The organism is Prevotella conceptionensis 9403948 (genome assembly GCF_000312305.1).
Classification (GTDB): Bacteria; Bacteroidota; Bacteroidia; order Bacteroidales; family Bacteroidaceae; genus Prevotella; species Prevotella conceptionensis.
Map to the genome: position 1 here is coordinate 206,587 of NZ_HE999447.1, position 26,902 is coordinate 233,488.

24 protein-coding genes are annotated in these 26,902 nt (G+C 46.4%); 14 read left to right on the plus strand and 10 right to left on the minus strand.

Going from position 1 to position 26,902, the window contains the following annotated elements; translation table 11 throughout:
- Window positions 1-138: 138 nt before the first annotated feature.
- On the plus strand, window positions 139-273 hold the full coding sequence (locus BN93_RS19070) for a hypothetical protein (protein ID WP_009229461.1): 135 nt from the start codon (window positions 139-141) through the stop codon (window positions 271-273).
- Window positions 274-1,330: 1,057 nt separating this feature from the next.
- Here the strand turns inward: BN93_RS19070 and rplI are convergent.
- From rplI to rpsF, 3 genes are read right to left on the minus strand one after another with little or no spacing between them, the layout of a single operon-like run.
- Window positions 1,331-1,870, minus strand: a complete 540-nt coding sequence (gene rplI / locus BN93_RS08720) for a 50S ribosomal protein L9 (protein ID WP_019187962.1) — start codon at window positions 1,868-1,870, stop codon at window positions 1,331-1,333.
- A 16-nt stretch (window positions 1,871-1,886) separates the two neighbouring features.
- Window positions 1,887-2,156, minus strand: coding sequence for a 30S ribosomal protein S18 (rpsR, locus tag BN93_RS08725; RefSeq protein WP_009229459.1), 270 nt, complete (start codon window positions 2,154-2,156; stop codon window positions 1,887-1,889).
- 2 nt (window positions 2,157-2,158) lie between these two features.
- Window positions 2,159-2,506 carry a 30S ribosomal protein S6 gene (rpsF, locus tag BN93_RS08730; protein WP_009229458.1) on the minus strand — a complete coding sequence of 116 codons (348 nt, stop codon included), beginning with the start codon at window positions 2,504-2,506 and terminating at the stop codon, window positions 2,159-2,161.
- Between the two features lie 111 nt (window positions 2,507-2,617).
- On the opposite strand from rpsF, the gene BN93_RS08735 reads away from it, so the two are divergent.
- Complete coding sequence (locus BN93_RS08735) at window positions 2,618-2,797, plus strand: hypothetical protein (protein WP_019187963.1); 180 nt, start codon at window positions 2,618-2,620, stop codon at window positions 2,795-2,797.
- Between the two features lie 274 nt (window positions 2,798-3,071).
- Here BN93_RS08735 and rprY read toward each other — a convergent pair whose 3' ends face one another.
- From rprY to BN93_RS08750, 3 genes are all read right to left on the minus strand, one after another.
- Complete coding sequence (rprY, locus tag BN93_RS08740) at window positions 3,072-3,770, minus strand: response regulator transcription factor RprY (protein ID WP_009229457.1); 699 nt, start codon at window positions 3,768-3,770, stop codon at window positions 3,072-3,074.
- Window positions 3,771-3,775: 5 nt separating this feature from the next.
- The gene (locus BN93_RS08745) at window positions 3,776-5,335 is read right to left on the minus strand and encodes a sensor histidine kinase (RefSeq protein ID WP_019187964.1); all 1,560 of its coding nucleotides are present in this window, start codon (window positions 5,333-5,335) and stop codon (window positions 3,776-3,778) included.
- A gap of 219 nt (window positions 5,336-5,554) precedes the next feature.
- Window positions 5,555-7,717, minus strand: a complete 2,163-nt coding sequence (locus tag BN93_RS08750) for an elongation factor G (RefSeq protein ID WP_009229455.1) — start codon at window positions 7,715-7,717, stop codon at window positions 5,555-5,557.
- Between the two features lie 164 nt (window positions 7,718-7,881).
- Here BN93_RS08750 and hemW point away from each other — a divergent pair, with 164 nt between their 5' ends.
- From hemW to BN93_RS08765, 3 genes are all read left to right on the plus strand, one after another.
- Window positions 7,882-9,036: a radical SAM family heme chaperone HemW gene (hemW, locus tag BN93_RS08755; RefSeq protein WP_009229454.1), complete on the plus strand. Its 1,155-nt coding sequence runs from the start codon at window positions 7,882-7,884 to the stop codon at window positions 9,034-9,036.
- A 161-nt stretch (window positions 9,037-9,197) separates the two neighbouring features.
- Window positions 9,198-11,258 carry a PorE family type IX secretion system protein gene (porE, locus tag BN93_RS08760; protein ID WP_044260300.1) on the plus strand — a complete coding sequence of 687 codons (2,061 nt, stop codon included), beginning with the start codon at window positions 9,198-9,200 and terminating at the stop codon, window positions 11,256-11,258.
- A 205-nt stretch (window positions 11,259-11,463) separates the two neighbouring features.
- Window positions 11,464-12,297 (plus strand): O-fucosyltransferase family protein, encoded by an 834-nt coding sequence (locus tag BN93_RS08765; RefSeq protein WP_044260237.1) that lies wholly within the window; start codon window positions 11,464-11,466, stop codon window positions 12,295-12,297.
- 188 nt (window positions 12,298-12,485) lie between these two features.
- On the opposite strand, the gene BN93_RS08770 is transcribed toward BN93_RS08765, so the two are convergent.
- Window positions 12,486-14,753: a TerD family protein gene (locus tag BN93_RS08770; RefSeq protein ID WP_044260302.1), complete on the minus strand. Its 2,268-nt coding sequence runs from the start codon at window positions 14,751-14,753 to the stop codon at window positions 12,486-12,488.
- Between the two features lie 439 nt (window positions 14,754-15,192).
- Window positions 15,193-16,365: an RtcB family protein gene (locus BN93_RS08775; protein WP_019187968.1), complete on the minus strand. Its 1,173-nt coding sequence runs from the start codon at window positions 16,363-16,365 to the stop codon at window positions 15,193-15,195.
- 346 nt (window positions 16,366-16,711) lie between these two features.
- Here BN93_RS08775 and BN93_RS08785 point away from each other — a divergent pair, with 346 nt between their 5' ends.
- Entirely contained in the window at window positions 16,712-17,743 is a 1,032-nt protein-coding gene (locus tag BN93_RS08785; RefSeq protein ID WP_019187970.1) for a helix-turn-helix transcriptional regulator, read from the plus strand.
- 1,151 nt (window positions 17,744-18,894) lie between these two features.
- Here the strand turns inward: BN93_RS08785 and BN93_RS08790 are convergent.
- Window positions 18,895-19,698, minus strand: a complete 804-nt coding sequence (locus tag BN93_RS08790; RefSeq protein ID WP_044260304.1) for an MBL fold metallo-hydrolase — start codon at window positions 19,696-19,698, stop codon at window positions 18,895-18,897.
- A gap of 90 nt (window positions 19,699-19,788) precedes the next feature.
- Between BN93_RS08790 and BN93_RS08795 the strand changes: the two genes are divergently transcribed.
- From BN93_RS08795 to BN93_RS08820, 6 genes are all read left to right on the plus strand, one after another.
- A complete protein-coding gene (locus tag BN93_RS08795; protein ID WP_019187972.1) occupies window positions 19,789-20,274 on the plus strand; it encodes a hypothetical protein in 486 nt (161 codons plus the stop codon).
- A gap of 223 nt (window positions 20,275-20,497) precedes the next feature.
- Complete coding sequence (locus BN93_RS08800) at window positions 20,498-21,361, plus strand: MotA/TolQ/ExbB proton channel family protein (RefSeq protein WP_084768743.1); 864 nt, start codon at window positions 20,498-20,500, stop codon at window positions 21,359-21,361.
- Entirely contained in the window at window positions 21,358-21,861 is a 504-nt protein-coding gene (locus BN93_RS08805; RefSeq protein WP_019187974.1) for a hypothetical protein, read from the plus strand. Before BN93_RS08800 ends, BN93_RS08805 begins: the two co-directional genes overlap by 4 nt.
- Window positions 21,862-21,876: 15 nt before the next feature.
- On the plus strand, window positions 21,877-22,398 hold the full coding sequence (locus BN93_RS08810; RefSeq protein ID WP_044260238.1) for an ExbD/TolR family protein: 522 nt from the start codon (window positions 21,877-21,879) through the stop codon (window positions 22,396-22,398).
- Between the two features lie 2 nt (window positions 22,399-22,400).
- On the plus strand, window positions 22,401-22,871 hold the full coding sequence (locus BN93_RS08815; RefSeq protein WP_019187976.1) for an ExbD/TolR family protein: 471 nt from the start codon (window positions 22,401-22,403) through the stop codon (window positions 22,869-22,871).
- Between the two features lie 316 nt (window positions 22,872-23,187).
- On the plus strand, window positions 23,188-23,673 hold the full coding sequence (locus BN93_RS08820) for an Lrp/AsnC family transcriptional regulator (RefSeq protein ID WP_019187977.1): 486 nt from the start codon (window positions 23,188-23,190) through the stop codon (window positions 23,671-23,673).
- Between the two features lie 156 nt (window positions 23,674-23,829).
- Here the strand turns inward: BN93_RS08820 and nspC are convergent, their stop codons facing one another.
- Window positions 23,830-25,002 (minus strand): carboxynorspermidine decarboxylase, encoded by a 1,173-nt coding sequence (gene nspC, locus BN93_RS08825; RefSeq protein ID WP_019187978.1) that lies wholly within the window; start codon window positions 25,000-25,002, stop codon window positions 23,830-23,832.
- Between the two features lie 98 nt (window positions 25,003-25,100).
- On the opposite strand from nspC, the gene BN93_RS08830 reads away from it, so the two are divergent.
- Both BN93_RS08830 and BN93_RS08835 read left to right on the plus strand, forming a co-directional pair.
- Window positions 25,101-25,709 carry a thiamine phosphate synthase gene (locus tag BN93_RS08830; protein ID WP_198007504.1) on the plus strand — a complete coding sequence of 203 codons (609 nt, stop codon included), beginning with the start codon at window positions 25,101-25,103 and terminating at the stop codon, window positions 25,707-25,709.
- Window positions 25,710-25,772: 63 nt separating this feature from the next.
- Entirely contained in the window at window positions 25,773-26,711 is a 939-nt protein-coding gene (locus tag BN93_RS08835; protein WP_044260242.1) for a ribose-phosphate pyrophosphokinase, read from the plus strand.
- Window positions 26,712-26,902: the final 191 nt, after the last annotated feature.

The following is a 26,902-nucleotide window of genomic DNA, read 5'->3' on the forward strand; positions in this document are numbered from 1 at the left end:
GAGTATATTATCTTTGTGATGCAAAACCAAAACAAACACCCCTCTCATGCACGAAGTACTGGACAAAGATACGATAAAATCCAAAATTCTGCACCATTTGTCTGTGGCTAAACGTGGTTATGTCTCAAAAATGACCTGATGGAAGTCATTCTATACATTCTCTACAAGCCCAAAAACCGGCTGTCGATGGCAGATGACTTCTGCGTTTCCATGATACTGTTTCCGTTGGCCATGAGCAGTATGTCCTACAACTACTCGCGCTGGCGGTCGTAAGCGTACGTGCTTTCTGTGCCGTTGCCCATGCGCGCGTACTTAGCACAACCGCTTTTGTCTAGTTTTATGTAATAAATTTAACATTATAAGTGCCCTTTTCGTCCACCAACCGCTCACCTTGCCGCGAAAAATCGATTCTCGCGAAGGTTGGTTTTGACGTAAAGGGGGGTTAGCTTGTGCATACGGTAAAATGAATATTTATTTCAAAGAACCGCCATTTGCACCAGTTCTTAGGCTATTTGCAGCAAAATGAAGTGCAATATGCCGCAAAACGCAGTGCATTTTGGTGCTAAACGCAGTGCGTTTTGGTGCTAAATGCAATGCGTTTTGGTGCAAAATGCAGTGTGTTTTGGTGCTAAACGCAAGCTAAAAAGCTGCTAAATGCGCAATGATACGCATAAATATACACCACAATGGTATAAACAAAACCTTATAGAACCATTAAAAACAAGACCGGAAAGGGCGAAAATGTAGTTAAAAAGTAGGATTTTAGGGTCTAAAAGTGGGTAATTGGGCTTGAAAAATTACGAGCCGGCAACCAAACTAGAAAGGCTAAATGGTGCAAAATGCAGCTATTTTTCTTAATAACGGACACATCAGAAGACGTGAATGGCTAGAAATAGTGGCTATTTACCTACTTTTTTACCTTAATTTTCGCTAGAACTGAGTGGAAATTAGAACACTATTGTAAAATAAAAATAATATTTTTAAGTTGATGAGTTGATGGGTTGGGGTGGGTTTGAGTAGATGAGTTAGTGAGCTCTTGAGTTGATGAGTATTTGAGTTTACGAGTTTTTGAGTTGATGAGTTAATGAGTTAATGAGTTATGAGCTTGTGGGGTTGATGAACTTGGGGGTTGAAGAGTTGATGAGCTTGTCTGGGTTGGTGAATTGATGAGCTTGCGGGTTTGTGGGTTGAGCAGAATTTCGTTCAATATCTCAAAATTACACATCCCACCTTATTAGTCTGATGCCTAGATGTAGAAGGCATAAAAACAGAAACCCCGACTGACCTTTGGCCAATCGGGGTTCATATAGATTTGCTTTACAGTGCAAAATTATTCTGCTGCGGGAGTTTCCTCTACTTCGGCGTTGGGGGTTTCCTCAACAACCTCAGCTACGACCGTTTCTTCTACTGCGGGTGTTTCAACCACTGCGTTTTCGGCAACAACCTTAACAGGAACAACTATTTCCACTTCTTTATGGAAGTGAACAACAGCCTCGAAATCGCCAACACGCTTTATATCGCGCATGGTGATAATCTTCCTGTCTACCTCGATGCCTTGTTTCTTCAATTCTTCGGCAACGGTGGCTGCGTTAACCGAGCCGTATGTTGCGCCAGTTGCAGAAACCTTGGCCTCGATAACAAGTGCCACGCCTTCTAGTGCTTTCGCCTTCTTTTCGGCCTCGGCCTTGATGGCAGCAAGCTTGTGAGCCTGTTGTTTCAAGTTCTCGGCGAGAACCTTCTTAGCCGACTCGGAGGCAATAACGGCCTTACCCGTAGGGATGAGATAGTTACGGCCATAGCCGCTTTTTACGTTTACAATATCGTTCTTATAACCTAGTCCGATAATGTCTTCTTTGAGTATTAATTCCATTCTGTTCCTCCTCTCGTTATTTCATCAAATCGGTTACATAAGGAAGCAACGCTATTTGGCGTGCGCGCTTGATGGCTTGTGCCACGCGGCGTTGGTATTTGAGCGAAGTGCCTGTGATGCGACGGGGCAAAATCTTTCCCTGCTCGTTAAGGAACTTCTTGAGGAACTCGGGATCCTTGTAGTCGATGTATTTGATACCGCTCTTCTTGAAACGGCAATATTTCTTCTTTTTGGTATCCACCGAGGGTGGGGTCAAATAGCGAATTTCTGATTGTTTGTCTGCCATGTTTAAGCCTCCTCTAATTTTTTAGTCCACTTGTGCTTTCTCTTCTCGGCGTATTGTACAGCGTACTTGTCGAGTTTCACTACCATGTGACGGATAACTTTCTCGTCACGACGATAGCCTGTTTCGAGCGATTTAATCACTTCTGGCTCGGCCTTGAACTCCAACAGACAATAGAAGCCTGTTGATTTCTTCTGAATAGCATAAGCCATTTTTTTCAATCCCCAGGCCTCTTCGTTCACAATCTCGGCACCTTTATCGGTGAGGAGTTTCTTGAATTTAGCGACCGTTTCCTTCATCTGTTCATCAGACAAAACGGGAGTCAAAATGAAAACGGTTTCGTATTGATTCATACTGAAAATGTAATTAATAAATGTTATTTTGCAAATTGCGGTGCAAAGGTATTGATTTTTATTGATTTAACCAAACCTTTTTTGTAATTTTGTCTTCACATTAGATTGATTATGAGGAAATTTTATCCATATATCGGCCTTGCGTTGGTCTGCATGGGCGTTATTATATTTATCGTTAGCTACTTTGCCAAGTGGACGCACAGCAACCTTCCGCTCTTTGTAGGACTGGTTTCGGTGGTTTGCGGTGCCGTGCTACATGTTGTTTGGCAAAAGAAGTCGAGCGAATATTAAACCTGCATCACATACGATGGGTTTAAAGCATACGCGTCAACGGGGCACTGGCAGATTTGCCAAGCACCCCGTTAAAATGGAAAGCTAAGGTTAATTAAGTTACCTAAGTTTTTGAGTTATTGAGTTTGTGAGTTATGAGTTTACACGCCATCTCCTATTCTCCCCAAAATTAAAAGCTTACGAACTTATAATTGCAGAAGAACTTGAGAGCTTAAAAACTCATGAACTAGCTAGCCCACGAACCAACGAACTCAGAAACTTTTTAGTTTATAGCCTACTCCACATCAGGTGTTATCAGCTTATAACCCTTACCGTGGATGTTGATGATTTCGATGTCTTCATCGTCCTTCAAATGCTTACGCAATTTCGTGATATACACGTCCATTGAGCGAGCATTGAAATAATTGTCGTCTATCCAAATGGTTTTCAGTGCGAAGTCACGCTGCAAAATCTCGTTGGCGTGCGAACAAAGCAGTGCCAACAACTCATTTTCCTTGGTGGTAAGCTTGGTTTGCTTGCCGCCAATGGTAAGCAGTTGTTTCTGCGTGTCGAACAAGAACTTGCCTATATGATATAAGGTATTTTCCTTATTCTTCTTTCCGCGAACGCGGCGCAGTATGGCCTCTACACGGAAAACCAACTCTTCCATCGAGAAAGGCTTGGTGATATAGTCGTCTGCTCCAATCTTGAAACCTTCCAGGATGTCTTCTTTCAGCGTCTTGGCCGTTAAGAAAACAATGGGGATTTCAGAGTTAGCTTGCCTTATCTCCTGTGCTAATGTAAAGCCATCCTTTTTAGGCATCATCACATCTAGCACACAAATATCAAACTTCGTTTTCAAAAAGGCCTTGTAGCCAGCCTCGCCGTCAGGACAAAGTTCAGCCATATAGCCCTTAGCCTGCAAGTACTCGCGAAGCAACATTCCCAAATTCTCATCGTCCTCGCATAACAGGATTTTCAATTTCTCGTCCATAATCTTTAATCTTTTATTATTGGTAATTTTATCGTAAACGTTGTTCCTTTGCCGTATTCGCTCTCTACGGAAATCTCACCTTTGTGTACGTCTATTATCTTTTTTACGTAAGCGAGCCCCAGTCCGAAACCTTTTACATTGTGAAGGTTGCCTGTATGAACACGGAAGAACTTCTCAAACACTTTCTTTAAATTATCTTTCTTTATGCCGATACCCGTATCTCGCACCGAAAGGTAAAGGTGGTCATCATCGTTCCATGTACGAAGGTATATGTCCAGTGGGCCATCGGGTTTCTTATACTTCACTGCATTGTCCATCAAGTTGAAGATGGCGTTTTGGAAGTGCATTTCATCTACATAGATGGTAGAGTCTATCGCCTCTATTTCTGTGTATATCTTACCACCCGTATGCTCAACTCTTAGGGTGAACGTGTGTGCAATATTCTCGACCATTTCGTTGAGGTCGAGTTGTTTCATGTTGAAGATGGCTTTCTTCTTGTCGAAGAGCGACATCTGCAAAACCTTCTCAACAAGGAACCGTAAGCGTTTCGACTCGTCGTTTATAACGCCCCCCAGGTGTTTCATCATGCTCTCGCTCTTGGTAACGCTGGTATCGTTCAGCATTTGGGCGGCAAGCGAAATGCTGCTGATGGGCGTCTTCAACTCGTGCGTCATGTTGTTGATAAAGTCGTTTCGCATCTCGGTGTACCGTTTCTGGCGGAAGATAACCACGATGGTGAAGATGAAAGTGACAAGCAACACCAATGTGAATATAACCGAGGGGATAACAAAACGCACGCTTGAATAAATGTAGCTGTTCATGTCGGGGAAGTGTATCTTCACCAATCCCATTTTAGAGGCGGGGTCGTTTCTGAACAACACCTGCGAGTAAGAATAGTCTTCGCCCTCTTCCGAATAGTCAGAACAGCGATAAATTTCTCTACCATCGGGCGTTGACACCGTGAAATGGTATTGCAGGTTTATGCCGTTGCTCATCAATTCGTTTTTAAGGTCTTGATCTAGCGACTTGAAGTTGATGCGCTCTTTCAGCGGACGCTCAGATGCCGAATAAAGAATGGTGTACACCACCTCGTCTAACAGCGCGCGTTGGTAAACATACCTGTTCTTAACCACCTCTTGCATGGCTTTCGATGCTTCGGAGAGCGAGTTCTTGTCGCTCCTCAAAATCATGGCCTTTGGCATTTGCGAGGGTTTGGTTGTAATGGTTTTCAGTTCGAAAGCCGTGTACATCATGCCGCCCTTGTCGCCAAGCGACAATTGGTGCGAACGCTGGTAAGAGCCGTCGGGCAAACCGTTTCGCCCACTAGCACTATCGTTTTGAAGTGCCTTATGCTCGGTTTCGTTAATGTCTTTTTCAAGATAGCGAAGCGTTTCGTTAAGTTCCATGTTACGCGACGCTTGATATAAAGCTCGATTTACAGACTCATCAAACTGCTCCTTCTTCATGTCCGCCATCTCCTGAATATACTTCAGCTGTACGAACAGAAGAGCAAGGAAAGAAGTTCCCATTATGATTGCTATTGTCCAAATCGTTCTTTTCTTCATATTTGCAAAATTAACAGGGCAAACGAGATAACACAACTCGAATGTTAAAAACGTTTCCCATTTTCAAATACGTTAACGAAAAAGCCAGTGTGTATGCGAATATAGGCAATTAACTCTCAGTGCTTTCCTGGTAAAAAGGCGTTTTTCGAATGGTATCAATCCCCGACAGCCACATACGATGGCTGCCAGGGACTTAATTAATGATAAACCTAAACAAATTTACTCTTCTTCATTAGCCAGCTCGGCCTCGTGTTCCTTAATAAGCTCTTGCTGTATTTCGTTCGGAACAAGCTCATAGCTAGCAAACTTAGTGGTGAACGATGCGCGGCCGCCTGTAAGCGAGCTCAACGAGATAGAATAGTTAGACAGTTCCTTCAAAGGAATCTTAGCCATCAGCTTTTGGTATCCAGCCTCGCTGTCCATTCCCATTATCAATGCGCGTCTACCTTGCAAGTCGCTCATCACGTCGCCCATGAAATCGTCTGGAACGTACACTTCCAAGTCGTAAATGGGTTCGAGAATCTTTGGTCCTGCTGCCTTAAACGCGTCAGAGAAGGCGCGACGTGCAGCCAACATGAACGAAAGTTCGTTTGAATCTACGGGGTGCATCTTGCCATCATACACGATAACACGTACGTCTCGCGCATAGCTGCCCGTTAACGGACCATGTTCCATACAGTCCATGATGCCTTTCAGTATTGCCGGCATGAAACGTGCATCAATGGCTCCACCAACAACCGAGTTGATAAACACCAGCTTGCCTCCCCACTCCAACGGCAATTCTTCTTTGCCCTTGATATTCATCTTCACATCCTGGCCATTCAACTTATAGGTTGTTGGGTCGGGCATGCCTTCTGCATAAGGCTCGATAATGAGATGAACTTCACCAAATTGCCCTGCACCACCACTCTGTTTCTTGTGGCGATACTCTGCGCTAGCCGACTTGGTGATGGTCTCACGATAAGGAATTTTCGGTTCACCGAATTTCACTTGCAGTTTCTCGTTGTTTTCCAGTCGCCATTTGAGGGTTCTTAAATGGAACTCGCCTTGACCATGTACGATGGTTTGTCGCAACTCCTTGCTTTGCTCCACCACCCATGTTGGGTCTTCCTGGTGCATTCTAAGCAAGGCAGCCATCAACTTCTCGGTGTCTTGCGTGTTAACGGCCTTTATTGAGCGCGAATATTTTGAATTGGGGTATTTGATAAAATCGAACTTATTGTCGCAATCCTTAGCGTTGAGGGTGTTACCAGTCTTTACGTCTTTAAGTTTAACGGTACATCCGATGTCGCCTGCATTCAGTTTGTCTACGGGTATGCGGTTTGCGCCAGCACAAGCGTAAAGTTGTCCGATACGTTCTTTCGAACCGCGGTCGGCGTTCGTCATGTCGTCGCCCACCTTTACGCACCCGCTCATCACCTTGAAATAAGACACTTCGCCGATGTGCGGTTCCATTCCCGTTTTAAAGAAGTAAATGGAGGTAGGTCCTTCCGCTGCAGGTGTTATTTCTTCACCGCGAGTATTGTGCAGTTTGGGCATCTCGCTTACGAACGGAACCACATTACCCAAGAACTCCATAAGTCTACGCACACCCATGTCTTTGCCTGCGCACACGCAGAATACGGGGAAAATGCTGCGCGTTACAAGACCTTTGCGAATGCCTTCACGCAGTTCGTCTTCGGTAAGCGTTTCGCTTTCGAAGAACTTCTCCATCAGTCCTTCGTCGTTCTCGGCTGCTGCCTCAACCAATATCTTATTCAAAGCCGTAGCCTTTTCCATTTCTTCAGCAGGAATGTCTTCCACCTTTGGCGAGCCTCCCTCAGCGTTCCACGAATATTTTTTCATGGTAAGCACGTCGATGATGGCATTAAAGCCTGGCCCTGTTTGCGTTGGATACTGAATTTGCACACATTTCTCGCCATAGATATCCTTCATGGTCGAGATGATATTATCGAAGTCGCACTTCTCTGAATCCAGCTGGTTGATAAGGAAGATAACAGGTTTCTTGAGTTTTTCCGTATATCTGAAATTGTTTTGTGTTCCCACTTCGGGACCGTATTGCCCGTTAATCAGGATAACGGCCTCGTCTGTAACGTTCAGCGCGGTTATTGCTCCGCTCACAAAATCGTCAGCTCCGGGACAGTCGATGATGTTCAGCTTTTTGTTGTTCCACTCTACATGGAATATTGTCGGGAAGACCGAGTAGCCATATTCCTGTTCAACGGGGAAATAATCGCTCACCGTGTTCTTTGCTTCCACCGAGCCACGGCGCTTGATTACACCACTACCAAAAAGCATTGCCTCGGCAAGAGTGGTCTTGCCGGAACCCGCACTGCCCACTAGGGCAATGTTCTTAATTTCGTTCGTCTGATAAACCCTCATATCAAAAGATTTAAAGTGTTAGTAATCTCACGTTTCATGGAGAAAAGCATCGTTGCCTTTTCCGCCGTCTAAGATAGGTATTTTATACCACCCCACCAAAACATCACATAAAAAGTGTACAGAATTTAAAACATTTTAGTACTTTTGCTCCTAAAAAGAAAAAGATGGCTGGTATTTACATACATGTTCCTTTCTGTGCAAGCAGGTGCATCTATTGCGCTTTCTACACCACAACTACCCTTTCTAGCCAAGACCGCCTTGTGCAGGCACTGTGTTCCGAGCTGGCAATGAGGCGCGATTACCTGCTTGACAAGGCCTTCCCCTCGTCGGCGATAACGATAGATACCATTTATTTGGGCGGTGGAACGCCTTCGCAACTAAGCGAACAAAACTTACAACGGCTGTTCGACACCATATATAATAAGGAGCAACAGCTACCTGCCTTCCATATTTCGCCCAATGTCGAAGTAACCATCGAGTGCAATCCCGACGACATAACGCCCCAATTTGCCCAAACCATCAGCCGCCTGCCCGTTAACCGCATCAGCATGGGCGTTCAAACATTCTCCGACGAACGGCTAACATTCCTTCGCAGACGACATAAGGCTACCGACATAGCACCTGCCATTGAAAGGCTTAGACAAGTGGGCATCAACAATATCAGCATCGACCTTATCTTCGGATTTCCCAAACAGACACTTGACGAATGGGCCATAGACTTACAAAATGCCATTGAACTTGGCGTTGAACACATCTCGGCTTACAGTCTGATGTACGAAGAAGGCACGCCACTATTCCGACTTCTACAACAACAACGCGTGTCGGAAATAGACGACAACCTAAGCCTAGACATGTTCAACCTACTTGTAGACACGCTCGTTGCCAACAACTACGAACATTACGAGATAAGTAACTTCGCTCGCGAAGGGTTCAGGTCGCGCCACAATGCCAGCTATTGGCAAGCCATTCCGTACCTGGGACTTGGCCCATCGGCTCACTCTTACGATGGTAACTCGCGCCAATGGAACGTCTCCAACCTTCGAAAATACATGGATGCCATTGAAAACGGCATCCTGCCAATGGAAAGAGAAGTGCTAAACGAGGACACAAAATACAACGATTGGATAACAACAGCACTCAGAACAAAAGAGGGATTAGACCTCAATAGGTTAAGCAATGCGCATCGCCAGTATCTTTTGGAAGCCGCCGAACATCATTTAAAGCAAGGCCACCTAGTGCTTTCGGGCAACAACATTGCGCTTTCAAGAACGGGTATCTTTATCAGTGATAGCGTAATGAGCGACTTGGTGAAGGTGTAAACGAGCCATGCAGACCATAAACCCAAAGCCACGGCAGGGCCCATCTAAGTAAAGCCCACTTGTTATGCAGCAGGAACTTTTAAACCAGCCATTATAATAAAACGCCCAAAAGCACGTTGCTAATACAAAAAGCTGCCAACTTCATACGAAGAAACAACAAGATGAAACCAATTCACATAAACACCCTTCTGATGGTCTTAACCATCATCGCCACATCGTGTGGTGCCGACGCTTACATCAAGAAGGGTGAAAAAAACTTGGCACTGGGCGAATATTTCGATGCCGCCAATAATTTTAAACAGGCTTATACGCGAACGCCAGCCAAAGATAAAGCCGCAAGAGGGCACATCTCTACCAAGCTGGCGTTCTGCTACGACAAAATGAACGCTAGCCAAAAGGCTGTGGGCGCATACCAAAATGTGCTGCGTTTTGGGCTAGCCGACGCCAACACGCACCTTCTTTTGGGCAGACAACTGCTCAAAACGGGAGCATACAAGGCAGCAGAAACGCAATTTAAGATTGCCCTCGACTCGTTGCCTGGAAACAAATTGGCCAACGAAGGACTTATCTCTGCACAACAAGCGGCGCAAGCTAAGAGCGAAGGCTCACACTATATCGTAAAACGCATGGACGCATTTAACTCTCACAGGGCCGACTATTCGCCCATGTACTTCGGCGACGACCACAACAAACTTTACTTCTCGTCCACCCGAAACGAGGCCAAGGGCGATGCGCTAAGCGGAATAACAGGTGCTAAACCTGCCGACATTTTTGTTTCGGAACGCGATGACAAGGGCAAATGGAGCAAGCCCGAACCCGTGCAAGGCGGACTGAATACCGAATACGATGAGGGGGCTTGTACCTTCTCGCCCGACCAACGCACGATGTACTTTACCCAATGCACCACAGACCCCAACTATCCGCGTTATGCGCAGGTGATGACTTCTGCCCGTTCGGATGCTGCTTGGGCAAAGGCCACGAAACTAGACATATCAAAAGACACGCTTTCAAGTTTCGCCCACCCTGCCGTTTCGCCCGATGGACAATGGCTTTACTTTGTTTCGGACATGCCAGGGGGACAAGGTGGGCAAGACTTATGGCGCATTAGACTTACCACCAACGGCTTGGGAGAAATGGAGAACCTTGGTGAACCCATCAATACAGCCGGTAACGAATGTTTCCCTACGTTCAGACCCAACGGCGATCTTTACTTCTCGTCCGACGGACACGTTGGACTGGGTGGGCTAGACGTGTATGTGGCGCGGCAAAATACCGACCAACGATGGACGATAGAGCATCTAGGATTTCCCCTAAACTCGAATGGCGACGACTTCGGACTTACCTTCGAAGGCCCATACAACCGCGGATTCTCCTCTTCGAATCGTGGAGATGCGCGCGGATGGGACCACATCTACGCCTTCGAATATCCCGAAATAGTGCAGAGCATTAAAGGATGGGTGTACGAACAAGACGGTTACGAACTGCCCGCGGCACAAGTATTTATGGTGGGAAACGATGGAACGAACCTCAAACTGAATGTGTTGGCCGATGGTTCATTCAAACAAGTGGTGAAACCAGGCGTTGAATACGTGATGTTGGCCACCTGCAAGGGCTACCTCAACCACAAAGAAGAACTCGCGGTGAAACCTTCCGAAACCTCACACGAATACGTTTTGCAGTTCCCCTTGGCCTCCATCACGGCTCCCGTACTCATCGATAACATCTTTTACGACCTGGATAAGTACACCCTGCGCCCTGAATCAAAGCAGGCACTAGACGAACTTGTGAAACTTCTTAACGAGAACCCCAACGTTACTATCGAACTAAGTGCGCACTGCGATTATCGCGGAACGCCCGAATACAATAAGGTATTGTCACAACATAGAGCCAATGCCGTGGTGCAATACCTTATCGAGGCAGGCATCGCCCCACAAAGACTCACCCCCGTTGGCTATGGTAAGGAAAAGCCTAAAACCATTAGAAAGAAACTGACTGAGCGTTATAAGTGGTTGAAAGAGGGCGATGTGCTGACCGAAGACTTTATTACCAAGCTAGACAAAGACAAGCAGGAGATATGCAACCAGCTGAACCGCAGAACAGAATTTGTGGTTCAACGCACGACCTATGGCTTGCTAGACGATAAGGGCAACTTGAAAAAACAGAAGAAAGCGCCAAAACAATCGGAGAAAGATAAGGAGGATGTGTTCGACATCGTGGAATAAACATCCATGCGAGGGCACGTTTCGGCCATTCCACTCCACTTTCGGCAGGCGAACTCTCGTGATATGCACTCACACCAACAAACTAAATGATGAACGGAAAGCCACATAAAGTTGTTTAACAGTATGCCATTGCCTAGAGATAGGCGTACAACCGACAACAATTATCATGGCAATCTGCATTCAATACAACACGAAATCAAATGCAATGAATACAGGAAAACTACTTTTTGTACCCTCAGGCGGACTAGCCAACAGAATGCGCGCTATGGCATCGGCATGGCAGTTAGCCGCAAATACAGGGGTTAAAGTCGAGACGATATGGTTTTGCGATTGGGCACTTAATGCCCCTTTCCATTCCATTTTCGAACCTATTGATAACGCAGAGATGGTGGCAAGGGAGGCCAAAGCATGGGAACTACTTACACTCGACCGGCCTAGAAAGCGTAATTTCCGTATTCCACTATTGTATCAGAGGCTCCGTTTCGCGCAACGCATAGACGAATGGCAGGTTACACCCTTAAAAAATCAAGGATTCAACTTTAATGAATGGGCAAGAGGAAAGAACAGCTATATGAGCTGTTACCAAGATTTTGGAAACGTTCCCAATTCTGTTTATAAGCATTTGTTCCATCCCGTCGGTCCTGTTCTCGATGAAATACAAAGCTATCGCGAACATTTCTCGGCGCATACCATTGGCATGCACATTAGGCGCACAGACAATAAGGAGTCGATTGAACGAAGTCCGCTTAGCCTATTTGTCGATGCTGCACGACGCGAAATTGATCAACACAATGACACGCGCATATTTCTTGCAACCGACGACGAAGCTACCAAGACGGCATTAAAGGCCGAATTTGGCAACCGCATCATCACTTCGCCCAAGCCTGCCGCACGCAATAGCATTGCAGGCATTAGGGGTGGAGTGGCCGAACTGTGGATGCTGGCCTCCACCACTACCATCTATGGCTCGGCGGGAAGTAGCTATTCGGTTATGGCTGCTAAGATTGGAGATAACAACTTGGAAATATTAAGCAAGTGAAGAAAGGAGATTGGTTGACAAGTCAACAAGAAGATAAGTTAACCAGTTGACGAGTGAACCTAGGATAAGTTTATGAGTTGACAGGTAAACGAACTAACAAGCAAACAAGCTGACGAGTCGGCAAGAAACAAGTTAACCATTTCCTTTGCCTTCCCGTTAGCCTGCAAACCTGCTTATACTTCTTTATCTTAACCCAACAACAGCTTGCTCACCTCCGCGGTATTCAGTGCCCATTGGTAAGTGTAGCGTTCATCGGCATCGCTTTCGTTGCCAACTAACGTTGCACCTTGCGCCTCGGCTCTTATTTCCAGCAGTTCGCCAACCGTCGTTTTCTCTTCCAATCGTTTGAGAAGAGCCTCAACACTAGCCGCATCAACGCCTAAAATAGTTTGTGAAGTATATGGCATCTCCAACCAAACTATCTCTCTTTGCTCCACTTTAAGCACGCCAAAAACAAGTCCCTTAGACAAATTGGACTCGTCAACACGCACCACATGCTGAACGCACGATGGGTCGTAGGCCACACCATCCTTATCAGAAACGGTCATGGGATAGGCAGAATTCATCCAACCAACCATTAAATTGGGCGACAGTGCACCGCAAGAGTAGGCATTGCAACTAAATGTTACGTATCGCGCACCAGCCTTTTCCAATTCGTTTAAGTTCAATTCGATGTACTCGGCCGTACCAACCTGCTCTGGAATATTTCGTATATCGCCCGAATGCTTTGCTCCTGGGCAAGATAAGTTGAAATAAGAGCAAAACATTGATTTACCATTTTCAAAGGCAATACGAGCACTTAGGTCCATGTCTAGGTGTTGGGCATGCAAACCATTGCCCCATTGCATGAACAGCCTAACGGCATTGCCTTCTACCTTAAATCGCGTTCCTTGCAACGCACATGCTCTGTCTTGAACGCTATTCGACCTATCGCCCACGCCAATTGGCACCTGATAAAGTCGCGGGTCAATATAAACGCTACCACCAGCACAGTGCGCCTGTTGCGCATATCGGCTTTTCATTGCTCGCTTGTACATCGCATTTACGTCTGCAATCATCTGTTTCAGCTGTGCATCATCGAAAGAAACAAGCAGCGGATGAGGGTCAAGATTGTGCATCACACCTGTTATAGGACGTGCCAAGCGCATGCGCTTTGGGTCGAAATAGGCCTTAGCCCCATTGTTTAACGAAAGCAACAGACGCGCAGGCAGCTGATGAACAATGCCTTCGAAGGCCGCAAGTGTTGTCTGCGAATCAAAGTTAAGCATGGTTGAGAACAGACTACGGGCGAACAAGCCAGGGCGTTGGGACAATAACGAGAGGGTTAGTTGCGCATCGTTAGCCCTTCGTGCCTTGTCTAGCATACCTAGCCAAGGGGTGTAAGTTTGGCAATAAAACACATCTAGCAATGCGGCAAGTCGTTCGAACCCTTTCTTACGCGCATATTCGGCCAGCCGCAATGCCCTAATCATACGCACCCACATTCCCCTTTTGGCGTGCATTGCCTCTGCCGACTTCTCGCTAGATAGGGGAATGGCATTCATCCACGTGGCCACAAGTCGGCAATACGCCCTGTTGTATTTCAGTTTTAGTCGCTCGCGCATAGCCTCTCCCGCTTCACTAGCCTTGTTTTCTTGTGCGGCCATGTGCCAATAAAGACCTCTGGCGTTGGCAATGAGCGTTCGGGGTTCAATAATTCGTGCGCATCCATTTTTCTCGTACCATAGAAACCGCAGTATATCGGCAGGCGTTTCAAAAAGCCTTGTTGCCTGTTCGCCTTTTCCTGCCGCCACCAATGCCTTAATGGCAATCATCGCCGTCTCTTTCATGGCAATGTTTACATCGCTAGGCAAATCGAACAACATGAGCAGTTGCGCCACCGATTGCGCCTGAGTAGCATCTAACGGCGTGGGCGAGGTAAGCAAAGTGCGAAGTTCGCGCTCCAAGTCAACGCGTGTAAAGAGGTGCAGGGGCTTTAGTTTCTTTCCCTGTCCCTCGTAAACGAATGTTGAAGTGACAAACGGTGTGCCGCAATAAGGGCAACCGTTGTATCGTTCTAACGGGAAAGTGCCGTAGGGAATGAAGTGTCCGCAAGGCAAAGTTGTGCCTTCCAGTTGAAGTTTCCCCTTAAACAAGTTGGCCACATAGGTGATAAAATGGTCGATAAGGCTTTCTTTTGTTGGCGTACCCCAACCTTTTACCAAGGAAGCCCAATTCTGTTTCAGGCGCAACACATCAGCCATCACTACATAAACATCCTCAATTTGTTTGGCAGACGCCCAATAAAACGCCTGCAACAAATCTTGTTCTACGCCATATCCAAACTTGCTAAGGCGCGAAACCAAGGTCAACGCAACCACAGTTGGTTCGTGGGGTTGCTTTATCTGTTGGCTATCAATATCTATAAACAGGGCTTGATAACGCAAAGCCACTTTGTTTGCTATGATGTTGTCCATGTTGTGGAATTGTTGATGCTGGTTGTTTTCCAAGCAGTTGAAATATGGGCGAGGTGTTATTGCTCGCCATTGGCTTTATAATCTAGAAATATAGACGTAGCGTTTCATCGCTGTTTAGTTCCTAATTGTATTACGTTCCCCCGCATACGCCTTAGCTTATAAGTTATAAACTTAGGAGGATGTTTGAGGGTTATAACTCATCAACTCACAGACTAACGAAATCGCCACCTAAATAAAAAAGGGGGTGAGAGGGCGGTAATTGCTGGTCTAAAATCCCTTAGATGTTGAAGTAAGACCAACTTGACCGTCCCTCCATTTCCCTTTACAGTATGCGCCAAGCTGCGCCGTTAGGGTGTGTTAGCGATAAACACATGCCTTTATATAAAGGAGCACTACGCCTTATCACCCGTTGCGCAGTCTTGTTCATTGCCTAGCCACCTTAACCCTTAATCACCGCGATGGGTAACAGTTTGGTTTTCACCTTAATCAGGTCTGTTTGGTTGGCAATAACCTCTTCGATGTCTTTGTATGCGCCTGTTGCCTCTTGCATATCGTCTTGCGAACGTATGGCATGAACAATGCCTTTGGCCTCAAGCTGTGCCACTTCGGCCTGCATATCCAGTGATGCTATGGCGGCCGTTCTACTTAAAACGCGACCTGCACCATGCGAACAAGAATTGAACGAGGCAGCATTGCCAAGCCCCTCTACGATATACGATGCCGTTCCTTGCGAGCCGGGGATGATGCCCACCATGCCTTCGCGAGCCAAAGTAGCACCTTTGCGATGTACAATAACGTTCTTACCATAGTGGTTTTCCCATGCGGCATAGTTATGCGCAATGTTTATCATCGGCTCGAACGCAATGCCGGGCAGTGCTTCTGCAAGCACCTCTTGCACCCTTTGCATCATCAGGCTTCTATTGCATAACGCAAAATCTATACAATATTGCATTTCTGCCCAATAATTTTTAAACTCTGTCGACCCAACGGGTAAGAAAGGCAAATGCAATTTCTCGTCTACCACCGTGTGCCAACGGGCGTTAAGCTGCTGGGCAAGCTTGTTATAATGTTCGCAAACTAGCTTACCAAGGTTTCGCGAGCCTGAATGCAACATCACCCAAAGGTTTCCTTCCTCGTCTTTTTGCAGTTCTATAAAGTGGTTTCCTCCGCCAAGCGTACCCACTTCGTAAACAATGGCCGCCTGCCTACGTTTCACCACCTCCATGCGGTCTATCTCATGCCCCTTGGGTAAGTAACATTCGGGTTGAGGTTCCGTATGGTGCATCATGCCTAAGGGTATGCGTTGCCTAATGCCACTCATTATTTTCTTCCTCAAAACATCTGGCGATATGTCGGTCACCTTATAGTTCGACTTCACTGCGCACATGCCACAACCAATGTCTACGCCCACGGCATTGGGTATAACTGCATCTTTACAAGCCAGCACACCGCCAATGGGCATACCCATTCCTGCATGCACGTCGGGCATAATGGCAAGGTGGTGAAACAAGAAGGGCAACGTGATAAGGTTCTCAATCTGTTGCATAGCCTTAGCATCTACACTGCTAGCCCATATCATCACAGGCCTGTTGTTTATTATTTTTATTTCCATTGCTATATATATTTAATGTGTTATGTTGCCGATATGTTGTTTTTTAGAGGTTGGCTGGTTGCCTTCCCTTTTCGTTTGCAAAGTTCGTTTAAGGGTACGCAGTGTTTTTGCGTAATGAGAAAAAACTTGCATTTAAACCCCATTTTTTTCAATTTTATCACCTCTACGCAAATAGGTTGCGTAGAAACTCGCTATCTTTGTGATGTTTTAGTACAGCGAACAGCCATCGCCATAACACTACCGCCTTTGCATAAGCCATCAAACAAGCATGCCAATGGTAGTTTCTCCATCACATGGAACAAGCGAACGGCCTTCGCCATACACCTAATTTAATATATATATAACGATGCCAGCCAATAAGAATGCACTGATAAGGTATAAAACCATTGACGACTGCCTGCGCAACCGTTACAGGCGATGGACGCTCGACGACTTGGTAGACGCATGCAGCGATGCCCTTTACGACTTGGAAGGAATACGCAAAGGCGTATCGGTAAGAACGGTTCAGGCCGACTTGCAGATGATGCGTTCGGACAAATTAGGCTATAACGCGCCCATCGAAGTGTACGAACACAAGTTCTATCGCTATGCCGACGCCACGTTTAGCATCAACAACATGCCCTTATCGCAAAACGATTACGAGGTGATGCAAGAGGCTGTGGACCTGCTTAGGCAGCTTGAAGACTTTGAGCAGTTTACCGAAATGAGCGATGTTGTGAATCGCCTGCAAGACCATTTGGCCATTGCTCGCAATCATCGCAAACCCATTGTGCATTTCGACAAGATGCCTAACCTGAAAGGTTTGCGCCTGCTTAACCCCTTATACAACTACATTGCGCATCGACAGACCTTGCGCATCAGCTACCAATCGTTCTCGGCCAAAGAGCCTATAACGCTGGTTTTGTGTCCGCATTTGCTGAAAGAGTTTCGCAATCGTTGGTTCCTGTTCGGTTCTACTGCGGACGACATGGTGCTGTTTAACCTGCCCTTAGACCGCATAGTGAAGGTGGAAACGGCCGACGAGCCTTATCGCGACAACCCCAATTTTGATGCAGAGCACTTTTTCGACGACGTTATCGGAGTGAGTAAGAATGTGGGAGACAAACCCAGAACCGTGATGTTCTGGGCAGACGATGAGCAAGCAGGGTACATTTCCACCAAGCCGCTGCACCCTTCTCAGCAAGTTGAGGACGAGCATCCGGAACAAGGAGGCTGCGTTTTCAGCATAAAAGTGGTGCTAAACTTCGAACTTTACTCAGTGTTGATGAGTTATGGACCTGGCATCAAGGTGCTTTCGCCACAAAAGGTGGTTCGCCGGATGCACAACATGACAGGTAAAGCGCATTGGCTTTATAGGGAAGAAAAGATGGAAAGGTGAAAGGGTGAAAAGATGGCTGCGCCTTTAAAAGGTGAAAGGGTGAAAGAGTGAAAAGGTGAAAAGATGGCTGCGCCTCTAAAAGGTGAAAAGGTGAAAGAATGGCTAACGCCACCATTGCAATTGGCTTAACTCCTTAACTCCATAACTCCTTAACTCCTCCATCCCATAACTCCTCCACCCCATAACTCCTAATGACGAAAAGGTGAAAAAATGGCTGCACCTATAACATGTTAGCTATCTAATCCAGAAAAAAACATTGATTCACTTTATGTCCCTTATGTTCTTATGTCAAATATGGGGCAGAGTTTGTGTCAAAGCACGGCATAAGAACTTGTCAATTCGTCAACTAAAATATGTCTTATTTTCAGTGTAAGTTTTAACATTATGGCTACCTTTTTCTCCACCAATTGTCAACACGGCCGCAAAATTTCGATTCTCGCATCGGTTTGTTTTGATGCAAAAAGGGGTTAGTCTGTGAATGAGGCAAAATGAATTTATATTCTCCAAAAGTGCCATTTGCACCAGATTTCGGGCTATTTGCAGCAAAATGCAATGCATTTTGCTGCTAAACGCAAGCCGTTTTGGTGCTAAATGCAGTGCGTTTTGGTGCTAAATGCAGTGCGTTTTGGTGCTAAACGCAAGGCAAAATGCTGCTAAATGCAAGGTAAAATGTCGTAAAATGTGGGTCCAAAAGCATAAACATACACTGCAACGGTATAAATAAAACCTTCTTGAACCATGAAACACATAGCTAAAAGGGGCAAAACATCCATTAAAATGTAGGTTTTTAGGGGTTAAAAGTGGGTAATTGGGTTTGAAAAAATACGAGCTGGCAACCAAACTAGAAAGGCTAAATGGTGCAAAACGCAGGTTCTGTTCTTAAAAACAGACAAAACAAAAGACGTGAAATGTTAGAAATAGTAGATATTTACCTACTTTATAACCTATATTTCCGCTAGAATGGAGTGGTAAGCGGAAGGCGTTTTGTAAAATAAAAACACCAGAATTAACACCACATTAGACGTTGGGAAAAGAGTGCAAGTAGGTTGCTAACGTCCGATTTGGGTTTAATAAGCTAGCAAAACGATTGGCACCTGCCTTTCATACAATATAAGACTACCCAAATGAAGAGCCTTAAAGGGCATGGAAACCTAGGTCAACTCGTACACGCCTGTTGGACTTTTACGTTTCAAAACCTCCAACTCAAAGTCTTTACCTGCCACAATACCATAGCTGCGCAAAGTCTGTTCAACCGTTTTCTTGGCCAATTCGGGGTGGTTGTTCTCCTCGCTTAGGTGGCAAAGCCAAACGTGGCGAAGGTTTTCGGATGCGTTTTGGGCCAACGCCTCGGCACAGTCCGCATTGCTAAGATGGCCAGTTTTGCCCAAGATACGTTCTTTAAGGTGCTGCGGATAAGGGCCGCCCGAAAGCATTTCCACATCATGGTTGGCCTCAATCACCAAGTAGTTGGCGGCATTGATAAAAGGTTTCATCTCGTCGGTCACTTCTCCCACGTCGGTAAGCAAGCAAAATGTAATGTCGCCAAACTGCACTTGGTAGCCCACATTGTCTAAACTGTCGTGCGGAACATTAAAAGGCGTGACGGTAAAGCTGCCCAAACGAAAGGCCACACCTTTCTCTACCAACTTCAATCGTTCGGGACTGACCTTGCACCGAACGCAATAATTCTTCTCAATGCCCACGTGAACGCGATGGGTGGCATAGATAGGCAACCCATAATCGCGACTAAGACTGCCAACAGACTTAACATGGTCGGCATGGTCGTGCGTGATTAGAACATTTTGTATGTGTGCAAGCGAAAGGCTGTATTCACGAAAATGCTTTTTTAAAGTGCGAATACCCACACCTGCATCTATAAGAAGTCCCTCTGTTTCTGTATATAAGTAATAGCAATTGCCGCTGCTACCGCTTCCCAACGAAATGAAGTTCAACATCCTGCGTTTAAAGTTTTCCACAAAATTAGGGAAAAAGTGCGAAATAACCAAAGTTTTTCCTACCTTTGTCTTTGCTAAATTAACTGACACATGAAAAAGTTCCTCGCCGTATGCGCATTGCTCCTCCCCACCCTGCTTGTTGGTTGCGACGTGCGCAAGGTTGCCTTTTCGCGCGAATTTGATGGCAGCGTAGACTCGTTTGCCGTCTATTTCTTTAATTGGCGGCTCGACAAGGCTGCCCAGTTCTGTACGCCCGACTCGAAGAAATGGCTGCAATTTGCGGCCAGCCAAGTGCAACCCGAAGACTTGGAGCAGATGAAAAACCTGCCCAACAACTTTGCCTACTCGTACGAAATAACCCAAGGCGACACCAAAGGCGTTGCTGCCGAAGTGGCGTTGAACGTGGAAAACTTCTTTGTTCTCGACTCGATTGGCAAGCCCGGCAGACTGAAAGACAGTGCCACTTTTCCTTTGCAACTGGTAAAACAAGACGGAACATGGAAGGTTAAACTAGACGGTCTGCCAAGAATGGATAAGAACTATCAGCAGAAAAAGCCGGATGAAAAAAACGGATAAGGGCTAATCGCCCCACTTGCCGCTTGTTTTTCGCCCCCGTTTACATGGCAACCCAATGCCACATTGACTGCGACGAAAGATTAATACTTGCTAAAAACGAGCCAAGCCCGAAGGCATTTAAGCGGCAATTGATTTAAAAGCACTACATTTGCAGATATTTATAAACCACATAAAGAGAAGAAAAAACGGCGTTCATATAATGCGCTGACAACTGATTACATCAATGAGACACAAGTTAAGCCACTTATTATTTATAACCCTGTTGCTCTTTGCAGCAACAGCCGAACTGAAAGCGCAAGGCAACGGCAAAACACCTACGCCACGCAAAGCAAAGACTGCCGACAGCGTTAGCGCGCCAGTGCAACCCAAAGACACGGCAAAGACCATGCCCGACACGCTTGCCGTGCCATTGCCAAACCCCTCCTTAGACCTTGCCGACACGGAAGAAAGCATGGGACTACACCAATCGCTTAAAGTGAAATTCATCGAAGGCAATGCCGGTTTCATGTCGCTCGTGGCCTTGGCATTGGTGCTAGGACTGGCTTTCTGCATCGAACGCATCATCTATCTTAGCCTCTCGGAGATTAACGCCAAACGATTTATGGCCGACTTAGACGCAAAGATAAGTGCAGGCGACATAGAAGGGGCCAAGGAACAATGCCGAAACACGCGCGGCCCTGTGGCATCTATCTGCTATCAAGGACTGACGCGCATCAGCGAAACGATAGACAATATCGAACGTTCAATCGTTTCGTACGGCACCGTTCAATCGGCCAACCTCGAAAAAGGCTGCTCATGGATAACGCTCTTCATCGTTATGGCTCCCTCGTTGGGTTTCTTGGGCACGGTTATCGGTATGGTAATGGCCTTCGACCAGATAGAGCAAGCAGGCGACATCAGTGCGCCTGTGGTGGCCGCCGGTATGAAAGTGGCCCTTATCACCACCATCTTCGGTATCATTGTGGCACTTGTTTTGCAGGTGTTTTACAACTACATACTCTCTAAGATAGAGCATTTGGTGGCCCAAATGGAAGAGTCGTCCATTACGTTACTCGACTCTATTATGAAACATAAGCTGTCGAAATGAAAAGGTTAAACATCAAAAACATCCCTGCCGAGCGGCTCTCGCAACGCGTTTTCTACGTGTTGGTAGGCTTGTGCGTGGTTGTTTTCGGGCTGTTTTACATGGTGGGCTACGACATTCCCTACGTTTTCAACCCCGACATCACTGCGCCCATGTTCACAGGTGTGGTTCTCGACACGATGTATGTGCTCTTCTTACTGGCCTTGGCATGTGCCATTTGGAGTGCCGTTAAAGGATTTAGCCTTTCGGGAAAGAGCGACGGCACGGAGAACAACGTCCCCTATCGCGCCATTTCGTATGCCGTGTTCGTGGGAACAGCCGTCATTCTGCTGCTCGCCCTGCTCTTCGGTTCGTCTAAGGAGATGGTGGTCAATGGCTCGTTGTTTGCCAATAATTTCCTTCTCAAACTCTCCGACATGTTCATTTACACCATCGGCATCTTGCTTTTTGTGGCATTTGCTGCCGTTGTTTTCGGTTTCACCCGTTATTACCGCAAAAGATAAAGAGGAGGAAAGCCCATGTTTGCCCGACGAAGAAGAACTGTTCCGCAACTCAACGCGACATCAACGGCCGACATTTCGTTTATGTTGCTCATCTTTTTCCTTGTCACCACATCAATGGATCTCGACAAGGGATTGGCCAGGAAGTTGCCGCCCGTGGAAAAGAACAAGCAAGAGGAAAGTATTGTTAATAAGGATAACATCATCAAGGTGTTTATAACGGGCAACAATAAAGTTCTTGTTGACGATGCACCCTGCACGCTAGACGAGCTAAAAGACAAGCTGAAAAAGTTTGTGGCACGTAAAGGTAGAAACCATCTTATACAACTACAAGCGAGCGAAAATGCCAACTACGACACGTATTTTCATGTGCAAGATGCCATCGTGTCTACCTTTAACCTGCTTAAAAACCAACTGGCCGTAAAGATGTTTCGGCATCCTTACGCGCTATGTTCGGCCGAAGAGAAAGACGAAGTGAACCGACTGATGCCCCAACGCATGGTGGAATCGTTCGACAATAAGGATAACAACACGCCATAAGCATGATACGCAGGAGCAAAAGAAACCACGAAATACCCGTGCTCAACACCTCGTCGCTACCCGACTTGATATTTACGGTGTTGTTTTTCTTCATGATTGTAACCCACATGCGCAACGTTACAGTGAAGGTGAGGTATCAAGTGCCACAGGGGAAAGAACTGAATCGGCTTGCCAAGAAGTCGTCGGTGATGCACATATATATAGGTAAGCCCATCGAAAAAAGGGACGCCGACAATGCACAAGCCACCATCGTGCAATTTAACGACAAGGTTATTCCCCTTGCCGAACTAAGAAAATACATTGCTGCCGAACGCGCGAAACACTCTCCCGACGAGGCAAAAGAACTAACGGCATCAATAAAAGCCGACAAAGATACGAAGATGAAGACCATCGCCGAAGTGAAACAAGCCTTGCGCGAGGCAAAAGTTTACAACGTGAACTTTACCGCCACGCAAAGCAAAAGCACGCGTTAAGTTGCGCCGTCTGTTTGTTCGCTACCAACAGAACCCAAGCCAAGCTTTACCTACCAATAACCTTTAACCACACCCACGCATGGTTAAATAACATAAAAATAAGCATACAATTAAGAATCAGTAATAACATTATAACAAGCATTAAAGGTAGAAGTAATCGCCGAAAAGGTTACATTGTAAGGCTGTTACGCCAGTGTGAGGTTGCGCTGAGCATTTTGGCAGTTTCCCAAACAATCAGTAAAAAGATTTTTCTTACCTCTCGGCTACTTGCCAAATTCATTTTTATATGTTACCTTTGCAAAGAAATTGAATAAATATGTCACATCATAATCTAGATCTTCTGGACAAGAAGATACTTCAACTTATCTCTGCCGATGCACGCACACCCTTCTTAGAGGTGGCGCGCATTTGCAAAGTTAGTAGTGCTGCCATACATCAGCGCATACAAAAGCTCTTAAATTTGGGCGTAATAAAAGGCTCGCGATTTATTCTTGCCCCCGAAAAAGTGGGCTATGAAACGTGTGCCTACGTTGGACTTCACCTCAAAGACCCCAGCACTTCCGACAAAGTGGCAGAGGCTTTGGAGAAGATACCCGAGGTGGTTGAGTGCCATGTTCCCACTGGGAACTACGACCTTTTCATCAAATTGTATGCAACCAACAACCGCCACTTGATGTCTATCATCCACGATAAGCTACAACCGCTCGGACTTTCGGGCAGTGAGACCATTATCTCTTTCAATGCCCTTATCGATAGGCAGGTGTCGGTAGACCAAGTGGCCGTTGAAGACGAGGAGGAATAACACAACGAAGGATGCCGCCCTGCCCCACATAGGCAAGCAAGTAAAAAGGCATTATCTGCGTAATATACATTTACTGCAACGCCCCGCTTAACCCTTACAATGGTTAAGCGGGGCGTTGTGGTAAAACATTTACTCAAAAAAGCTGTGCTACGGGTGCTAATCCATCCGCGCCTTATAGTCTTCGTAACCATAAGTGCGCAGCATTTCCAGTTCTCCCGAAGTGCGAACAATAGCCAACGAGGGGTGTGAAATGCCGTTAAACATGTTCGTCTTCACCGTGGTATAGTGTATCATATCCTCAAATATTACGTTCTCGCCCACGGTCAAGGCATGGTCGAACTGCCACGAACCCATAAAATCGCCCGACAAACAGCTGTTGCCGCCCAAGCGATAAATGTGTTTCGCACCGCCATTCACCGCTGCCTCCAAGTCAAGCGACTGCGCATTGCGAACCGCAGGCTGGTAAGGCATCTCCAAACAGTCGGGCATGTGGCAAGTAAAGCTCACGTTTAAGATGGCCGTTTGTATGCCCTTGTCTTCAACAACGTCTACAACTTGTGCCACAAGAGGACCCGTTTGCCAAGCGAAAGCACTGCCAGGTTCGAGTATAACGTGCAAATGGGGGTGGCGTTGCTTAAACGAACGCAGCGTATCAACGAGCAACTCCACGTCATAATCCTTGCGTGTCATCAGGTGTCCACCACCAAAGTTAATCCATTTCAACGCAGGGAACCACCCCGAAAACTTGTTTTCGATGTGCGCTAAGGTTCTTGCAAACACGTCGGCACCACTCTCGCAATGGCAATGACAATGAAATCCCTCGATGTCCGCCTGCAAACGGCTTGGCAATCGTTCTGCCGACAGCCCAAACCTTGTACCTGGGGCACAGGGATTATACAACTCCGTCTCTACTTCCGAGTACTCAGGGTTGACCCGCAAGCCAAAAGAAAGACTTGCATTACTTGCTTTTGCGAGCGCGGCATAACGCTCATACTGCGTTAGCGAGTTGAAAGTGAGATGGCTAGAACAGCTGGCAATCTCCCCAATCTCATCGTCGGTGTATGCAGGAGAATAGGTATGCGCCCTTGAACCGAACTCTTCGAAAGCCAATTTCGCCTCAGAAAGCGAACTGGCAGTGGTAGAACGGATGTACTCTTTAAAGATGGGGAAGGTTTTCCACAAGGCAAAAGCCTTGAAAGCAAGTATAATTTCCACCTCAGCCCTTGCCGACACTGAGGCGATAAGTTCCAAATTGCGCCTCAGTTTGGCCTCCTCCACAATGTACATCGGCCTGCGCACTTCTTCGAAAGTATCTAAGTTAATTCTCATATCTCAATGATTTGCGTATGCAAAGGTAACTTTTATATTGTTTAAATTGCAGGTTTGCCATAAAATTCCTACTTTTGCATGTGAAATAAATGGCTGCAATGAAGCTCGTAATTATGACAAAATCTACATTCTTTGTAGAGGAAGACAAGATACTTACTGCTCTTTTCGACGAGGGGATGGACAAGTTGCACCTATATAAGCCTGGTTCACAACTCGTTTTTTCGGAAAGACTGTTGTCGTTAATCCCCGAAGGATATCACGACAAGATTGTGGTACACGAGCATTTCAGGCTGAAAAACGAATACGACTTGGCAGGAATACACCTCAACAAGCCGACGGAGATTGTGCCAAACGGTATTAAAGGGAAAATAAGCAGAACCTGCGAAGACCTCGATTTGCTCAAAGACATGAAGAAAAACAGCAATTACGTCTTCTTACGACGCATATTCAGCTGTGCGGGTAACGCCGACAAGCCTTCCAGTTTCTCGGTTAAGCAACTGGAAGACGCAGCCGACAAAGGGCTTATAGACAAGCGTGTGTACGCCCTAGGCGGCATCGACGTCGACAATGTGCGGATGGCCAAGGAGCTGGGCTTTGGTGGCGTGGTGGTGTGTAGCGACCTTTGGAAACGGTTCGACATACACAACGGAACCGACTTCCGCGACTTGCTCGCCCATTTCCGAAACTTCCAAAAGATTGTAGGATAACAATTCATTTAGTTGATAAAGGCAAAGAGATAACAATCAATCACATATTAAACCATTAAAGAAATGAGTGAAGAAAACTCTTTTTTAATTTTTTCAGGCACGAAAAGCATGTATCTTGCCGAAAAGATATGCGCTAGCCTTGGTTGTCCCTTGGGCAAACTGGTGGTGACACACTTCTCAGACGGCGAGTTCGCGGTATCTTATGAAGAGACGGTGCGTGGCAGAGACGTGTTCTTGGTGCAGAGCACGTTCCCCAATTCAGACAATCTGATGGAGCTACTCCTCATGATCGACGCTGCCAAAAGAGCTTCGGCCAGAACCATCAACGCTGTCATTCCTTACTTCGGATGGGCTAGGCAAGACCGCAAAGATAAGCCGCGCGTAAGCATCGGCGCCAAACTCATTGCCGACTTGTTGCACGTTGCCGGCATCAATCGTTTGATAACGATGGACCTCCACGCCGACCAAATCCAGGGTTTCTTCGATGTTCCCGTAGACCACCTCTACGCATCGGCCGTTATCCTGCCCTACTTGGAAAGCCTTAAACTCGACAATTTGGTTATCGCCTCGCCCGATGTAGGCGGAAGTAAGCGCGCCAACACCTATGCCAAGTACCTGGGTTGCCCCTTGGTGCTATGCAATAAGACCCGCGCACGTGCCAACGAAGTGGAGAGTATGCAGATTATCGGAGAAGTAGAAGGCAAGAACGTGGTACTTATCGACGACATGGTAGACACCGCAGGGACTATCGCCAAAGCTGCCGACGTGATGATTGCAGCTGGTGCCAAGAGCGTTAGAGCTTGTGCCTCGCACTGCGTAATGAGTGGGCCTGCCTCTGAAAGGGTGCAGAACTCGTCGCTTGAAGAGATAGTCTTCACCGATTCTATTCCCTACCACAACAATTGCCCGAAGGTAAGGCAATTGTCGGTGGCCGACATGTTCGCCGAAACCATTCGCAGGGTTGAGTCAAACCAGAGTATTTCTTCACAATACCTGATATAAAATAGGTGTGCTAACTGCCGCATACATCTATCAAATATAAAATCTGGCAGCGGTTTGGTTAAGGCCAAACTTGCTGCCAGATTTTCTTGTTCAGTGCCTAATGGCATGACATAAACAAGTGTTTTAAAAGTCATTAAGCGAGTGGTCGAGCCACGAAACCATCGCGTACGCAGGGAACACAACTTATTATA

What these genes read in the sequence shown, in the direction of transcription:
- BN93_RS08830 (WP_198007504.1), top strand. Translation starts at nt 25,101, where the DNA reads ATGAAGCTCGTAATTATGACAAAATCTACATTCTTTGTAGAGGAAGAC.
- BN93_RS08810 (WP_044260238.1), top strand. Translation starts at nt 21,877, where the DNA reads ATGTTTGCCCGACGAAGAAGAACTGTTCCGCAACTCAACGCGACATCA.
- BN93_RS08835 (WP_044260242.1), top strand. Translation starts at nt 25,773, where the DNA reads ATGAGTGAAGAAAACTCTTTTTTAATTTTTTCAGGCACGAAAAGCATG.
- rpsF (WP_009229458.1), bottom strand. Translation starts at nt 2,506, where the DNA reads ATGAATCAATACGAAACCGTTTTCATTTTGACTCCCGTTTTGTCTGAT.
- BN93_RS08795 (WP_019187972.1), top strand. Translation starts at nt 19,789, where the DNA reads ATGAAAAAGTTCCTCGCCGTATGCGCATTGCTCCTCCCCACCCTGCTT.
- rprY (WP_009229457.1), bottom strand. Translation starts at nt 3,770, where the DNA reads ATGGACGAGAAATTGAAAATCCTGTTATGCGAGGACGATGAGAATTTG.
- BN93_RS08800 (WP_084768743.1), top strand. Translation starts at nt 20,498, where the DNA reads ATGAGACACAAGTTAAGCCACTTATTATTTATAACCCTGTTGCTCTTT.
- BN93_RS08815 (WP_019187976.1), top strand. Translation starts at nt 22,401, where the DNA reads ATGATACGCAGGAGCAAAAGAAACCACGAAATACCCGTGCTCAACACC.
- BN93_RS08750 (WP_009229455.1), bottom strand. Translation starts at nt 7,717, where the DNA reads ATGAGGGTTTATCAGACGAACGAAATTAAGAACATTGCCCTAGTGGGC.
- rplI (WP_019187962.1), bottom strand. Translation starts at nt 1,870, where the DNA reads ATGGAATTAATACTCAAAGAAGACATTATCGGACTAGGTTATAAGAAC.
- BN93_RS08735 (WP_019187963.1), top strand. Translation starts at nt 2,618, where the DNA reads ATGAGGAAATTTTATCCATATATCGGCCTTGCGTTGGTCTGCATGGGC.
- nspC (WP_019187978.1), bottom strand. Translation starts at nt 25,002, where the DNA reads ATGAGAATTAACTTAGATACTTTCGAAGAAGTGCGCAGGCCGATGTAC.
- BN93_RS08745 (WP_019187964.1), bottom strand. Translation starts at nt 5,335, where the DNA reads ATGAAGAAAAGAACGATTTGGACAATAGCAATCATAATGGGAACTTCT.
- rpsR (WP_009229459.1), bottom strand. Translation starts at nt 2,156, where the DNA reads ATGGCAGACAAACAATCAGAAATTCGCTATTTGACCCCACCCTCGGTG.
- BN93_RS08785 (WP_019187970.1), top strand. Translation starts at nt 16,712, where the DNA reads ATGCCAGCCAATAAGAATGCACTGATAAGGTATAAAACCATTGACGAC.
- porE (WP_044260300.1), top strand. Translation starts at nt 9,198, where the DNA reads ATGAAACCAATTCACATAAACACCCTTCTGATGGTCTTAACCATCATC.
- BN93_RS08765 (WP_044260237.1), top strand. Translation starts at nt 11,464, where the DNA reads ATGAATACAGGAAAACTACTTTTTGTACCCTCAGGCGGACTAGCCAAC.
- BN93_RS19070 (WP_009229461.1), top strand. Translation starts at nt 139, where the DNA reads ATGGAAGTCATTCTATACATTCTCTACAAGCCCAAAAACCGGCTGTCG.
- hemW (WP_009229454.1), top strand. Translation starts at nt 7,882, where the DNA reads ATGGCTGGTATTTACATACATGTTCCTTTCTGTGCAAGCAGGTGCATC.
- BN93_RS08820 (WP_019187977.1), top strand. Translation starts at nt 23,188, where the DNA reads ATGTCACATCATAATCTAGATCTTCTGGACAAGAAGATACTTCAACTT.
- BN93_RS08775 (WP_019187968.1), bottom strand. Translation starts at nt 16,365, where the DNA reads ATGGAAATAAAAATAATAAACAACAGGCCTGTGATGATATGGGCTAGC.
- BN93_RS08790 (WP_044260304.1), bottom strand. Translation starts at nt 19,698, where the DNA reads ATGTTGAACTTCATTTCGTTGGGAAGCGGTAGCAGCGGCAATTGCTAT.
- BN93_RS08770 (WP_044260302.1), bottom strand. Translation starts at nt 14,753, where the DNA reads ATGGACAACATCATAGCAAACAAAGTGGCTTTGCGTTATCAAGCCCTG.
- BN93_RS08805 (WP_019187974.1), top strand. Translation starts at nt 21,358, where the DNA reads ATGAAAAGGTTAAACATCAAAAACATCCCTGCCGAGCGGCTCTCGCAA.